Source organism: Candidatus Kaiserbacteria bacterium (genome assembly GCA_017134395.1).
Taxonomy (GTDB): domain Bacteria; phylum Patescibacteriota; class Minisyncoccia; order Phycocordibacterales; family UBA2100; genus UBA2100.
Map to the genome: position 1 here is coordinate 200,966 of CP070993.1, position 14,074 is coordinate 215,039.

The following is a 14,074-nucleotide window of genomic DNA, read 5'->3' on the forward strand; positions in this document are numbered from 1 at the left end:
TATACTAAACAGATATGGGAAGAGCTATTTTTGATGATATCAAACCACCAGAGGAAAGTGGTAACAACGATGACACTGCCTCAGCTGCAGACCACTCAATACGAAACGTAGCACCTCTGGAAACACAAGAGCGAGAAACTCGACGTGCAAAGCGCGCAGAGCGCCGAAGAGTTCCTGAAGTGTTTGAAGGAACTACTGCAAAAAAACGATCAAGTGCACGTGGGATTATTACAAAGTATGGTGTATGGGCATTAGCTGTTGTAGTTCTTGCATTAGCACTGTCAGTTGTTGGCTTTGTCTTTATTGGTAAAACAACGATAGACATCGTACCTCAACAAGATGCTGTAACTCTTTCATCAAACATTGTGTACACGGCATATAAAGATGCTGAGGATGGGGAATTACAATATGCAGTTATCACACACACTACAGAGGCAACCGAAACAATTACCGCAACAGGCAGCGAGACAGTAGAAGAAAAGGCGTCAGGTAAAATAATTGTTTACAACAACCATAGCTCAGCATCGCAACGCCTCATTAAAAACACTCGCTTTGAAGCGCTAAACGGTGAGATTTATCGAGTACGAAACTCAATAGTCGTTCCGGGTAAGAAAAGCGATGGAACTCCAGGAACTATCGAAATAACAGTTCATGCGGACAAGGCAGGTGAGGGTCAAAATATTACTGCGATTGGTTCAAAGTTTACTATTCCAGGCCTTAAGGGCGATCCACGATACGATACATTTCATGCAGAATTAAGTGCTCCAATCATAGGAGGTTTTGTCGGAGAACGTGCAATTGTAGATGAGGATGTTCTTAACGCAACACAGACAAAACTGCGAGGACAATTAAGGGACGCGGCACTGGCAACAACGCAAGAGCGTATATCAGACACTATGGTGTTCTTTGGAGAAAACTCTCTTTTTACTTCTTTCGAATCAGCACCGGTAACATATACGAATGATAACGAAGCACTCGTTCGAGAAATTATGTACACTCATGCAGTAGTCTTTAACGAAAACGAACTCGCCCGTATGCTTGCATCCGCTGCACTTGCAACGCCAAACGACGGGGAGATATTGATCGACAACCCTGATGATCTTTCTATGACTATCGTTAACAAGGATGGTGTCGACATACAAAATGATGCACTTATACAATTCACTTTCGAAGGGAGAGCTGCTCTAACATGGCAGGTGGATACAGAATCACTAAAGCAAGATCTTGTTGGCAAAAACAGTGAAGCCTTAAATACTGTTATGAGTGGATATCCCGGAATAAAGAGTGCACAAGCAACAATTAGACCATTTTGGAAGAGTGAATTCCCATCAGAAACGGCTGGAATATCAGTCGAACTACACCCGGTAAACTAATTCTTAGTAGTATTTTCTCTATTTTTAGCACATCTCGTCTGACTGGCGCAGATGCCAAAATAATCTAGCTTTACTCTTTATCCACAATACGGCAGAAGGGCTTGTCAAAATGAGTACATTCTGTTACGATAGCGCAGCACTGTGAGTGAAGATACCAATGAAAACAAAGATATTGTAGAGGGAGTTGTCGTAGAGGCACTGCCGAACGCACTTTTTCGTATTGAACTCAAGAACGGTGAAGAGGTAATTTCTTACCTTGCAGGTAAGATGCGTTTGCATCGAATCAAAGTTTTACTCGGTGATACAGTTCAAGTCAAAGTTGATCCGTACGGTGGTAGAGGAAGAATCGTGAGACGTGGTTAATCGTCCACATTTTTTAATTATATGAAGGTTAAAAGTTCAGTAAAAACACTCTGTAAAGAATGCAAGCACGTTCGCCGTCGTGGACGCCTTTTTGTCATTTGTAGCAACCCACGACATAAACAACGACAAGGTTAATTTTTAATATACTATGCGAATATCTGGTATCACAATCCCTGACTCAAAGCGTCTCGAAATCGGCCTCACCGAAGTTTTTGGTATTGGACGCGTTCGCGCAGAACGAATTCTTACTGAAGCAAAAGTTGATTTCGGAAAGAAACCTACAGAATTAAGCGCAGATGAGGAAAGCAAAATCTCGGAATTAGTAACTGCACACAACATTGAAGGGGAACTGAGACGCGATATCAGTGGAAATATAAAGCGTTTGAAGGACATAAAAAGCTACCGAGGTGAACGACACTCACGTAACTTACCTTCACGAGGACAACGAACAAAGACAAACTCGCGTAGTGTTCGAGGAAACGTTCGAAAAACTATGACGAGTGGTCGCCGTAAAGTAGATAAGAAATAATATGGGTAAGAAACGAATTGTTAAAAAGTCAGGTGGTACTGTAAACAAGGGATTGCGATCTCGAGCACTCGGAAACTCACCGAAGCGAAAAATGCTTTCTGGTATTTTGTACGTTCAAGCAACATACAACAACACGAAAGTACAGCTTACTGATGGAGAGGGTAACTCTGTTATGTGGTCATCTTCAGGCGCACTTGGTTTTGCAGGAGCAAAAAAGGGAACTCCTTTTGCAGCTGCGAAAGTAGGTGAACTTATTGCTGAAAAGGCACAGACAATGGGATTGAAATCAGTAGACGCTATCATTAAAGGAGTTGGCGCAGGACGTGAATCAGCTCTTCGGGCGTTCGCCGGAAAAGGTATCGACATTACTAGTATCTCAGACCAGACACCTGTTCCATTTAACGGTCCTCGTCAACGTCGTCCACGCCGTGTCTAATACACAATATTTTTATGTTATCTAAACCAAAATACAAAATCTGTAAACGTCTCGGTAATGGAGTTTACGAGAAATGTCAGACAGAAAAATTTGCTCTTTCTGAAGCTCGTGTAAAGAAAACCTTTAAACGAAGAAAAAACTTAAGTGACTTTGGACGTCAGTTACTTGAAAAGCAAAAAGTACGATATGCCTACGGAATTACTGAGAAACAACTTCGGAAGTATGTAGAAAGTGCAGTACGAACGAAGGAACCAGCAGCAGAACTTTTCAAAGGACTAGAAACTCGATTAGATAACACAGTATACCGATTAGGATTCGCGCCAACACGTCGCGCAGCGCGACAAATGGTTAGTCATGGTCATGTTACCGTAAACGACAAGAAGATGACCGTTCCGTCACACATTGTAAAAACAGGTGACACAATCTCAGTTCGAGAAGCAAGCAAGATAAAACCTTTGTTTGTTGGAAACATGGATACTATTACTAAACACACGGCACCAAAGTGGCTTGCGGCAGACTCGAAGAAGCTTACTTCATCAGTTAAGGCAGCGCCGGAATACAGTGCCACAGATTCAATCTTTGATTTCCCAGCCGTATTCGAGTTCTACAGTCGATAATATTAATTCATTAGTAATTTTAAACCTATTTGTATGTCAGATCACCAAGTAACAGTCCCCTCAAAACCACGCGTTATAGATGAAAAGGATTTCGCAGGTACTTACGAAATCAATGGTTTATACCCCGGCTACGGGCACACACTCGGCAACTCCCTTCGCCGAATCATTCTTTCATCACTTCCAGGTGCTGCTATTACGCATGTAAAGATTGATGGTGTTTCTCATGAATTCTCAACTATTGAAGGAGTTTCAGAAGACACAGTAATGCTTTTACTTAACCTTAAACGTGTACGAATTAAGATGCTTACTGAAGAACCGCAGGTTTTACGGTTACGTGTAAAAGGTCCAAAATCAGTTACTGCTGCGGACTTTGAAGTTCCTGGCCAAGTTGAAATTTTAAACCCAGAACAACATATTGCCGAAGTATCAGGAAAAATAGACTTCGATGTTGAAGTGACTGTCGAGAGAGGTTTGGGATACGTTGCAAAGGAAGTACATCAGAAGGAGAGAGTAGACATTGGAAGTATCGCACTTGATGCAATTTTCTCACCAATCCGGCGAGTTAATTACGAAGTCGAGAATATGCGTGTCGGTGATCGTACAGACTTCAACCGATTGCGTGTATTCATCGAAACTGATGGAACAATTACTCCACGAGAAGCGCTTGAAGATTCAATCGCAACTATGATCCATCAACTTAAGGCGGTGATTGGTTTCCAAGAAGAGACTGAAACACCAGTTGAAGAAACACCGGCTAAAGAAGAAGAGGAATCGGAGCCAGTGGAGGACAAGAAAGAAGCTGACAAGGAATCTTTCAAGACTCGGATTACTGAACTCGAACTTTCTCCTCGCGTTGAAAGCTCACTTGATGAATCTGGAATCCGTACTGTTGGAGGTCTTGCACGAAAGCACGAAGAAGACATCCTTGCCATCGAAGGGCTTGGTCAGAAGGGATTGCAGGAAATTAAACGATCATTATCTAATCTTGGAATTACACTTCGCAGCTAATCTGTGTTAGAGTATCGCAGCTCATGAAGCATCATAAATCACAACGTAAATTTGGCCGAGTACGGAAAGTCCGTGTTGCTCTTTTGCGTAGCCTCGTACGAAGTTTGGTACTACACGAACGTATCGAAACAACTATTGCAAAGGCTCGTGAATTACGACCACAGGTTGAGAAGCTTATTACCGTGGCACAGAAAGATACACTTGCGTCACGTCGTTTAATAGCAGCACGTCTTGGAAACGATACGGAAGTATCAAAGAAACTGCACGAGGTATTGGCACCACGTTACAAGGAGCGTCCGGGAGGATACACACGTATTAGCAAACTGGGAACATTTGAAGACGCAAAGCGAGACAAGGCAATCATAGAATTTGTATAATATGACTGACAATATGACCAAAAAGCGAGAACATACTATCGATGCAAAAGGAAAGCGACTTGGTCGCCTTGCTTCATCAGTGGCGCATATTCTCCTCGGGAAAGATTCTACGGATTTTGCAAAAAACATTATTGCACCAGTTACAGTAACAGTAGAGAATGTTGATGCACTTGAAATCACCGAAAAAAAGCGAGAAACAAAGATATATGATCGCTACTCTGGATACCACGGTGGTCGCACAGAAGAGACTCTTGAAGAATTGATCGCAAAGAAGGGTGTTGCAGAAGCTTTAAAGAAAGCGGTATACAACATGCTTCCCGGCAATCGTCTTCGTAAGGAGCGAATGAAAAATTTGATAATTAAGTAATATGGCTAAAGACGAAAAATACATTGAAGCAGTAGGGCGACGAAAAACGGCAACAGCTCGTATTCGTTTATTCCCTGCAGCTAAAACAACGTACGTTGTGAACGACAAGAAAGCTGATGAATACTTCCCAACAGCTCACCTGCAAAAGATTATAAAAGATGCATTTGTTGTAGCTGAAGGAGTTGCCTTTAAGGTAAGTGCTAAGGTGATGGGAGGTGGTGTCCCAGCTCAAGCTGAAGCAATCCGTCTTGGTATTGCACGAGCACTTGTGAAAGACGACCAGATGCGACGAAAAGAGCTCAAAGCAGCTGGATACCTAAAACGAGATCCTCGTATGAAGGAACGAAAGAAGTTTGGACTTCGTGGAGCACGGCGTGCTCCGCAGTGGTCAAAACGTTAAAAGAAAAGCGACACGAAGGTGTCGCTTTTTGCATTTGTGCTATATAATCACGCCAATGAAAAAGGAAGAAGAAACAACTGAAGAAATTGTCTACGAAGAAGATCAGGGCGCTGAACTTGTAAAGAAGCTTCGTGCCAAATTAAAGAAATGCGAGCAAGAGAAGAAAGAATATCTCGATGGCTGGCAACGCCTAAAAGCTGACACAGTAAATGCTCAGAAGAATCAGAAACAAGGTTTGGAATTATCTCAGAAACGTATAGTGCAAAATTTCGTTCAGGAATTGCTCCCAGCACTAGACAGTTTTGATATCGCAACACAAAGCGGTGCGTGGGAAAAGGTAGACGTCGTGTGGAGACAAGGTATTGAGTATGTACACGCGCAGCTTTTAACTAGTCTAGAAAACAGTGGGGTTGAAAACTATGGTGTAGTAGGTGATACATTTGACCCAGCACTCCATGAAGCTGGAGGACACGCTGAAGGGGGGGAGAGTGATATCATTGCGCGTGTTGAACGACGTGGATACAAAATGGGAGATACTGTTATTCGCCCTGCACAAGTTGTGGTATACAATTAGAAAAATATCCTGTCAAGATTGCTGCACGTCACACTTGTAGCTACAATGTAGCCACAATGTCTGTTAGAAAGCATTACATTATTATTGGTAATAGGCGACATGGGTACACACTCTATCCCGCACAAAAAGTGACAACTCTTGTTTGCAAGAGCGCAAATATATCAGCACGGTTTCCTAATGAGGAAATCCCAAATATTCTTGCTGATTTACCTCAAGCAATCTTAGAGCGATACGGGACAGTTGAGAGTGAGCCGCAAACTGAAGTTCTTCGGTTTCGAGTCTCAGAAAGTGAGAAGGAGCAGATAGAACAAAACGCCTATGACGCTGGTTACGAATATGTTTCCGCATATTTACGTGATGTGTCGCTGCAAAGAACAGACACCAATTAAGACTTAAAAGATACTAATTAACTAACATACTATGTCTAAAATTTTAGGAATCGACCTCGGTACTACAAACTCAGCAATGGCTATTGTTGAAGGCGGAGAACCAGTAATAGTTGAAAACACCGAAGGAGCACGAACGACACCATCTATCGTTGGTATTTCTAAGAATGGAGAGCGTATGGTAGGAGTTCTCGCAAAGCGTCAAGCTGTAACGAACCCACAAAACACCATTTTTGGTGTAAAGCGTTTTGTAGGACACAAATTCACTGACGCGTCAGTGCAAAAAGATAAAGATATCGTCCCGTACGAACTTAAAGAAGGAACAGATAAAGGAGTTATGATTACGCTTTCAGGCAAAGAGTATCGACCTGAAGAAGTTTCAGCAATGATTCTTCAAAAACTTAAAGCAGATGCTGAAAAGAAAACGGGTGAGACGATAACAGAGGCGGTCATTACAGTACCTGCATACTTTGATGATGCTCAGCGTAAGGCAACGAAAGATGCGGGTAAAATCGCGGGACTTGATGTAAAACGCATCATTAACGAACCAACGGCTGCTGCTCTTGCGTATGGCTTCAATAAGAAGAATGACGAACAAATAGTCGTATTCGACTTTGGTGGTGGAACCTTTGATGTATCAGTACTAGAAGTTGCAGATGACGTAATTGAAGTAAAAGCGACAGACGGTGACTCACACATGGGAGGACGCGATATTGACCAAAAAATTATAACGTGGATCGTAGATGAATTTAAGAAAGAGTCGGGTATTGATGTAAGTAAAGATGCTCTTGCCCTTCAGCGTCTTGATGAAGCAGCCGAGAAAGCGAAGATTGAACTCTCTACTGCAGCAGAATCAGAAATAAATATTCCATTTATTACCTCAGATGAATCTGGTCCAAAACACCTTATTTTAAAGCTCACTCGGGCAACTCTTGAAGAGCTTGCAGATGAATACGTACAGCAAGCGCTTGCCATTACAAAGCGAGCAGTGGAGGCAAGTCCTTTTGAAATTAATGATATCGATGAGGTAATTCTTGTTGGTGGACAGACTCGAATGCCTATCATTGTTGAGAAAGTGAAAGAGCTGTTTGGCAAAGAACCAAATAAATCTATCAACCCGGATGAAGTAGTAGCGCTTGGAGCCGCACTACAAGGTGGCATTCTACAAGGAGACGTTAAGGATGTGCTCTTGCTTGATGTTATTCCACTTTCATTAGGAATTGAAACTATGGGCGGTATTGCAACGAAGCTTATTGAACGAAACACAACAATCCCAACAAGTAAATCTCAAATATTCTCTACGGCAGCTGAGAACCAACCTTCAGTTGAGATTGTAGTATCACAAGGAGAACGTGAAATGGCAGCAGACAATAAAATTCTTGGACGCTTTGTACTTGATGGTATTGCGCCTGCTCCACGTGGTGTTCCTCAAATTGAAGTTACTTTTGACATCGATGCAAACGGTATCTTGCAAGTGAAAGCGCTAGACAAGGGAACCAGCAAAGAACAATCAATTCGTATTGAAGGAAGCTCGGGGCTATCAGAAGAAGAAGTAGAGAAAATGAAAGCCGATGCTGAGGCGCACGCTGATGAGGATAAGAAAAAACGAGAGATTATTGAAGTGAAGAATACCTCAGAACAAATTGTGTACGCTGCTGAAAAAGCACTCAAAGAACATGGAGAAAAAGTTGACGAAGCAATTACAAAAGATATTACAGAAAAAATTGATGTACTAAAGAAAGCACGCGAAGGTGATGACGTAGCTGCTATTACTACAGCCTCAGAAGGCCTCAGTGCTGCTATAAGTAAGATTGGAGAAGCAATGGCCAAGCAAGCAGAAACAACACAACCTGAAGGTTCTGAAGAGTCAAAAGAAGATGCTCCTGAAGATCAAAAAGACGCAGGTGAACAAGAACGTGATGCAGAGTTTGACGAGACTGATGAGAAGAAGTAGTCTGATGGCACAATGAAAGATTATTACCAAATCCTCGGATTACAAAAGAGTGCAACTGATTCTGAAATAAAGAAAGCATTTCGTGCACTCGCACAAAAATACCATCCAGATAAAAAGACTGGCGACGAAGCTAGATTCAAAGAAGCCAGTGAAGCCTACGCAGTACTTGGAGATAAAAAGAAGCGTGCTGAGTACGATACCTACGGACGTACGTTTGCTGGCGGTGGACAACAACAAGGTGCTAGCTTTGGCGGGTTTGATTTCTCACAATTCCAACAAGGGTTCGGCGGCGGTGCCGATGGCGTTGAATTTGACCTTGGTGATATATTCAGTGAAGTATTTGGAGGTGGCGGAAGATCGCAAGCACGTCGCGGGCGAGACATTTCGATGGACCTCGAGCTTGATTTTAAAGATGCTGCCTTCGGCATAGAAAGAACAGTACTCTTAAACAAAGTTGGCTATTGTAGTGAATGTGAGGGGAGCGGTGCCAAAGACAAACGAGATGTGAAAACATGTACCACCTGCAACGGTAAAGGTTCTGTACACGAAACACGCCGTTCAGTACTAGGTACCTTTACCAGTGCACGAGAATGTAAGGAGTGTCATGGTATCGGAAAGATTCCTAAAACTCCTTGCAAAACTTGTAAAGGGAAGGGTGTACTCCAAAAACAAGAAGAAATTAAGCTCGCGATTCCTGCCGGAATTGATAATGGCGAAATGATTCGTCTTATGGGAAAAGGAGAGGCTGTGCAAGGAGGTACCGCAGGAGATTTATATATAAAGATACATGTGCGTCCGCATAAAGATTTTGTTCGCAGCGGGAAAGATATTCGTATGAGTTTGAATGTAAAGCTCACTGATGCACTTTTAGGAAGTACGTACACGATTCCTACTCTTGAAAAGAATGTAGATCTTAAAATTCCAGCAGGTATTACGCACGGCGAGGTGCTGAGGATAAAAGGCAAGGGAATACCTCGTGAAGACAGTAGCCGAGGAGACCTCCTCGTTGCGGTTCATATAGATCTTCCGAAAAAATTATCGCGTTCTGCAAAAAAACTTATCGAGGGGCTACGAGACGCAGGTATCTAAAATATCTGTATGTCACAGTTTTCTTCTTTCTCAATACGGAAAATACAGCTTTTAACACCATCGCTTCTACAAGGTTTTGCGTGGCCGTTCGGTCGCTTTGCAGTACATTTTTTTACCCATCTTACAATAGAGGGTAAAGAGAACATAAAAAAAGCATCGCACTATAGGAAACAAAACGATGTCGGTACTATTTTTGTAGTAAACCACACACATGAGCTCGATTTTCTCTTTCCTCTTGTTGGAGTGTCACCATTATCATCCCTATTCCCCATGTTCTATGTTGCGCATGCGAGAAAAAAGTATAGTGAAAAAACTGGATTCGGACTCAGGCGATATATTTATAGCTTTCCTGCTTTTCTAACATCATGGGGTGCGCATCCATATATCGCAGATCAAAAGGATTACAGTAAATCAATGCCCTATCACGAAATTTTATTGCGTAATAAAAAAAGTGTTTGTATCTTTCCCGAAGGAGGAATACGAAAAGAAGGTGCGGACCGGAAAATCCGTGGAGGGGTAGCTTACCTTGCTGAAGCAACAGGAGCGGCAATTCTTCCTATAGCCATTTCAGGTGCAAAAGGTATGAATTCACGCTCCTTCTTTAAGAGAGAGAAGATGATTACTATAAAATATTTACCGCCACTTTTCATAAAGGATATCGAAGATACTACTCTACCAATACCTGAACGCTACAAAGATTCTGCAAAAAAACTAATGAATATCATTGAACAGAAAGTAAAAACTAACTAACATAGCCACATAAAACGAACCTGATAACTGCTATACTTTTATCATGGGTTCACTTTTTAAATTAATCTCGCATACGGCTCGAGATTTGGTTGATTTACTTATTCCTCAGCAAGGATACAAGGATATGTATTCATTTGCTTTTCTTGTACATCCTCGAGATGAACGAGATATGCATAGACGTTTCCCATTCCTAGCTAAAACACCTGCATGGCTCAAACGTTTGATACAACATCATTTTTGGCCTATTACAGTCTCACATATAACAGGATTACAGTCTGCGGAGAGCGGAGAAGAAATTCCTGGGTTTGTAATTACAATCCCGATGACCGCTGATGAAATGTTAAAAAACCGAGAGCGTGCTAAAAAACAAATAATTCGTGCTACTACATTAGCTCGCAATAAGGGTTCAAAAATTGTAGGTCTTGGTGCACTTACTTCCTCATTGTCTCGCGGAGGACTAGACTTACTAGAAATAAACGGTATCGCCGTAACGACAGGACATGCGTATACTGGCTACACGGTAACACAGACACTACTGAAGCAACTAAATGACGCACAAGTCAATTACAAAGAAACGGATCATCCTATTGGAATAGTTGGAGCCGCTGGATCAGTTGGTTCTATTTCGGCAGAAATTCTTGTACATGCTGGAGTAAAATCTCTTCTTCTTATTGATATAGATAGAAAGATGGAGTCAGTAAACAATTTAAAAACGCAACTGATTTCTTTAAATCCAAACCTAAAAATTGAATGTAGCACAAACATGGGAATACTAAAAAATGCACTTGGAGTTATTACTGCAACAAACGCACCAGATACCTTGGTAAAAGACGAACACATTTCTGCTGGCACAATTATTGTAGATGATGCACAACCAAGTGATATATCTCCAGAATTATATGACAGGGAAGACGTGCTGGTTCTTGAGGCTGGTGCGGTTCATACACCCAACATATCTACCAACTTCAATATGGGACTTGCTAATCGCAATGATAACTTCTGCTGTCTGGCAGAAGTCCTGATTCTGGCTTCTAAAAAGCACGCCCACAACTTTGTAATAAATAGAGCAACTCTTAGTGACGTCGAGCACATACGAAAAGGCGGTGATGAATTAGGCTTTACACTTGCAGAAGCGCAAAATGAGCATGGGGTCATTCATAAAGAAAAAATACAACGAGTAGCATCACTTGCCCAAAAACGCTAACCTTCATTATGAATCTTTCATTCGACACGATAAACGCACTTATTGCCCTCGCTACTGTAGCGAACCTGCTGTATGGATTTCTCGTATATAAGAGAAACAGTGCTTCAGCAAGTAATATAGCTTTCTTCTTGCTTACCATTGCAGTCACGGGGTGGGGAGTGACGATGATTATTTTTCGTAGCACAACAGCTATCGAAATAGCATTAAACGCGTCCTATTGGCTTTATGCCGCTGCGGCTGCAATACCAACATTCTTTTTATTATTTGCCATATTGTTTCCAAGTGAGAAGTATGTTCTAGAATCAAAACACACTGCTTATATTTTTATCCCGTTTAGCCTAGTCCTTTTTTCTATTTTCTACCCTGACCTATTTATAAAAACTGTAATCTTTGAAACAGGTAAGGAGCATGCAATCGTCTTCGAGCCATTTTTACATATTGGATACGCCTTATATGTGAGCGGGATGTTTTTAGCCAGTTTTTTTGTTCTTATTAGAAAATATGCAAAGAGCGCTGGAATACTGCGCTCACAAGTTATATATATCTTGATAGGAGCTTTAGTACCAACCTTCGTTGGCTTATTTTCAAATCTTCTCCTACCAATCATGGGAGAATTTCGTTGGAATTGGATGGGGCAAATTAGCATAGCAGTAACAACCGGGATAATAACGTACGGTATTCTTCGCCATCGTATATTTAACATACGAATTATTGCAACAGAAATTCTTATTTTTATAGTATGGTTTATTGCGTTCTTACGAATAATTTTTTCAGATACTCCCCCTGCTGTTATATTCAATACAGTCGCGTTTCTTGCACTCGTAACTGTTGGATTCTGGCTCGTACGAAGCGTATCTAGAGAAGTCGATACGAGAGAAGAGTTAGAGGTTCTTACTAAACAATTAAAAAAAGCAAATGGTCGTCTTAAAGAACTTGATAGACAGAAGTCAGAATTCCTTTCAATAGCAACTCATCAACTTCGTGGTCCACTGGCAGGTATACGTGGGCATCTATCATTAGTTATAGACGGCTCATACGGAGAAATTCCACAAAAGGCACTGACTATCATAGCGAAGGTATTCGAGGCAAGTGGTACTCTTACGGGGACAATAAACGATTTTCTTAACGTTTCTCGTATTGAACAAGGTCGTATGCAATACGATAAAGAGCACTTCCGTTGTAGTGAATTGGTAAAAGACATCACCGAAGAACTCCAGCCAGTGGCACAAGCGAGGAAACTTGAACTCAAATTCGTAAATAAGTGTATAGGAACGTGTGGGATATATGCTGACAAGAATAAGTTGCGACATATATTTACAAACCTCATTGATAACGCAATTAAATATACCGAAAAGGGTTGGGTGAAAGTAACCGTATACGATGATGAAAAAGAAGAGAGGATACGCGTAGAAGTATCAGATAGTGGAATTGGAATAAACACAACAGAAAAGGAGGAGCTCTTCCAAAAGTTTGTAAGAGCACGTGGTGCTTCAGGAATAAATGTAAATGGGACAGGATTAGGACTCTACGTCGCTCGTCAAATGGTCGAAGCGCATAAGGGTAAAATATGGGCAGAATCAGAAGGCGAAGGTAAAGGATCGACGTTTATCGTAGAATTGCCAACAGCTACTGATACACCGGATGCGGAAGAGAAATAGCGCTTTCCAAAGCCGTTCAATGCTGCTACCATGCCTATTATCATGCAGGAAAAAAAGCGATTACTCACCGGCTTACAGCCTTCAGGGACACTCCATATAGGAAATTACTTTGGTGCACTTAAGCCATTTGTGGATTTATACGATTCATACGATAGCTACTTGATGGTTGTTGACTATCATGCGCTTACTACAATGCGAGACCCTGAACAATTACAACAGAACATTCGCAATATTGTTAAAGACTATCTTGCTGTTGGTGTTGATCCCGAAAAAATTACTTTGTTTAAACAATCAGACGTAGCGGCACACACTGAACTAGCGTGGATTTTTGAATGCTTAGTGACTGTACCATTTCTTATGCAAGCACATTCATACAAAGACAAAGTTGCAAAAGGACTAGAAGCGAACGCCGGATTATTTAATTATCCAATGCTTATGGCGGCCGATATTCTTCTCTATGACACACAAGTAGTCCCTGTAGGGGAAGACCAACGGCAACACATAGAGTACGCACGTGAAGCAGCACATAAGTTTAATAATGCATTTGGAGAAACATTCACTGCGCCAAAAGAACATATCGTTGACGGTGTAGGTGTTGTTCCTGGAACTGATGGAAAGAAGATGAGTAAAAGCTACGGGAATACTATTCCATTGTTTGGTACAAAAGAGGAAATCACTAAAGCAGTAATGGGAATTGTAACTGATTCATCTGGCGGGCGTCCGGAGAATGTATACGCGATACATAAGTTATTGCGATCAGAATCAGAACTAGAAACCCTCTACAAAGAAAAAGAAGGTAATTACAAAGAGTTAAAGGAGGCACTCATCGAAGACATTGAAACGTTAGTTGCACCAATGCGAGAAAAACGAGATAGCATCACTGATGAACAAGTACGAGAGGCTCTTGCATCTGGTGCAGAGAAAGCACGAGCATACGCTCACGTAAAGATGCAAGATGTTAAAAACAAAATTGGTGTAACAGTATAATT

The 14,074-nt window shown here is 41.6% G+C and carries 18 protein-coding genes; all 18 read left to right on the forward strand.

Annotation, left to right across the window (positions count from 1 at the left end; genetic code table 11):
- Nucleotides 1-14: 14 nt before the first annotated feature.
- The 18 genes from JXR01_01030 (at nt 15) to trpS (ending at nt 14,072) form a co-directional block, all read left to right on the forward strand.
- The gene (locus tag JXR01_01030) at nt 15-1,373 is read left to right on the forward strand and encodes a hypothetical protein (protein QSH39580.1); all 1,359 of its coding nucleotides are present in this window, start codon (nt 15-17) and stop codon (nt 1,371-1,373) included.
- A gap of 141 nt (nt 1,374-1,514) precedes the next feature.
- Nucleotides 1,515-1,736: a translation initiation factor IF-1 gene (infA, locus tag JXR01_01035; GenBank protein QSH39581.1), complete on the forward strand. Its 222-nt coding sequence runs from the start codon at nt 1,515-1,517 to the stop codon at nt 1,734-1,736.
- Between the two features lie 21 nt (nt 1,737-1,757).
- A complete protein-coding gene (rpmJ, locus tag JXR01_01040) occupies nt 1,758-1,871 on the forward strand; it encodes a 50S ribosomal protein L36 (protein QSH39582.1) in 114 nt (37 codons plus the stop codon).
- A 13-nt stretch (nt 1,872-1,884) separates the two neighbouring features.
- Nucleotides 1,885-2,265 (forward strand): 30S ribosomal protein S13, encoded by a 381-nt coding sequence (gene rpsM / locus JXR01_01045; protein QSH39583.1) that lies wholly within the window; start codon nt 1,885-1,887, stop codon nt 2,263-2,265.
- 1 nt (nt 2,266) lies between these two features.
- The gene (rpsK, locus tag JXR01_01050; protein QSH39584.1) at nt 2,267-2,701 is read left to right on the forward strand and encodes a 30S ribosomal protein S11; all 435 of its coding nucleotides are present in this window, start codon (nt 2,267-2,269) and stop codon (nt 2,699-2,701) included.
- 14 nt (nt 2,702-2,715) lie between these two features.
- The gene (gene rpsD, locus JXR01_01055) at nt 2,716-3,318 is read left to right on the forward strand and encodes a 30S ribosomal protein S4 (protein ID QSH39585.1); all 603 of its coding nucleotides are present in this window, start codon (nt 2,716-2,718) and stop codon (nt 3,316-3,318) included.
- A gap of 33 nt (nt 3,319-3,351) precedes the next feature.
- A complete protein-coding gene (locus JXR01_01060; protein QSH39586.1) occupies nt 3,352-4,326 on the forward strand; it encodes a DNA-directed RNA polymerase subunit alpha in 975 nt (324 codons plus the stop codon).
- Nucleotides 4,327-4,349: 23 nt separating this feature from the next.
- The gene (rplQ, locus tag JXR01_01065) at nt 4,350-4,703 is read left to right on the forward strand and encodes a 50S ribosomal protein L17 (protein ID QSH39587.1); all 354 of its coding nucleotides are present in this window, start codon (nt 4,350-4,352) and stop codon (nt 4,701-4,703) included.
- 1 nt (nt 4,704) lies between these two features.
- Nucleotides 4,705-5,070 (forward strand): 50S ribosomal protein L13, encoded by a 366-nt coding sequence (gene rplM / locus JXR01_01070; protein QSH39588.1) that lies wholly within the window; start codon nt 4,705-4,707, stop codon nt 5,068-5,070.
- A gap of 1 nt (nt 5,071) precedes the next feature.
- Nucleotides 5,072-5,470, forward strand: a complete 399-nt coding sequence (gene rpsI / locus JXR01_01075; GenBank protein QSH39589.1) for a 30S ribosomal protein S9 — start codon at nt 5,072-5,074, stop codon at nt 5,468-5,470.
- 55 nt (nt 5,471-5,525) lie between these two features.
- Nucleotides 5,526-6,044, forward strand: coding sequence for a nucleotide exchange factor GrpE (locus tag JXR01_01080; GenBank protein QSH39590.1), 519 nt, complete (start codon nt 5,526-5,528; stop codon nt 6,042-6,044).
- A gap of 56 nt (nt 6,045-6,100) precedes the next feature.
- A complete protein-coding gene (locus JXR01_01085; protein QSH39591.1) occupies nt 6,101-6,433 on the forward strand; it encodes a hypothetical protein in 333 nt (110 codons plus the stop codon).
- 31 nt (nt 6,434-6,464) lie between these two features.
- Nucleotides 6,465-8,384: a molecular chaperone DnaK gene (dnaK, locus tag JXR01_01090; protein QSH39592.1), complete on the forward strand. Its 1,920-nt coding sequence runs from the start codon at nt 6,465-6,467 to the stop codon at nt 8,382-8,384.
- Between the two features lie 12 nt (nt 8,385-8,396).
- Entirely contained in the window at nt 8,397-9,473 is a 1,077-nt protein-coding gene (gene dnaJ, locus JXR01_01095) for a molecular chaperone DnaJ (GenBank protein QSH39593.1), read from the forward strand.
- 9 nt (nt 9,474-9,482) lie between these two features.
- Entirely contained in the window at nt 9,483-10,223 is a 741-nt protein-coding gene (locus JXR01_01100) for a 1-acyl-sn-glycerol-3-phosphate acyltransferase (GenBank protein QSH39594.1), read from the forward strand.
- Between the two features lie 43 nt (nt 10,224-10,266).
- Nucleotides 10,267-11,427, forward strand: a complete 1,161-nt coding sequence (locus tag JXR01_01105) for a hypothetical protein (protein ID QSH39595.1) — start codon at nt 10,267-10,269, stop codon at nt 11,425-11,427.
- An 8-nt stretch (nt 11,428-11,435) separates the two neighbouring features.
- Nucleotides 11,436-13,085 carry a hypothetical protein gene (locus JXR01_01110; GenBank protein ID QSH39596.1) on the forward strand — a complete coding sequence of 550 codons (1,650 nt, stop codon included), beginning with the start codon at nt 11,436-11,438 and terminating at the stop codon, nt 13,083-13,085.
- Between the two features lie 42 nt (nt 13,086-13,127).
- Nucleotides 13,128-14,072 carry a tryptophan--tRNA ligase gene (gene trpS / locus JXR01_01115; protein ID QSH39597.1) on the forward strand — a complete coding sequence of 315 codons (945 nt, stop codon included), beginning with the start codon at nt 13,128-13,130 and terminating at the stop codon, nt 14,070-14,072.
- The last annotated feature ends 2 nt before the right edge of the window (nt 14,073-14,074 follow it).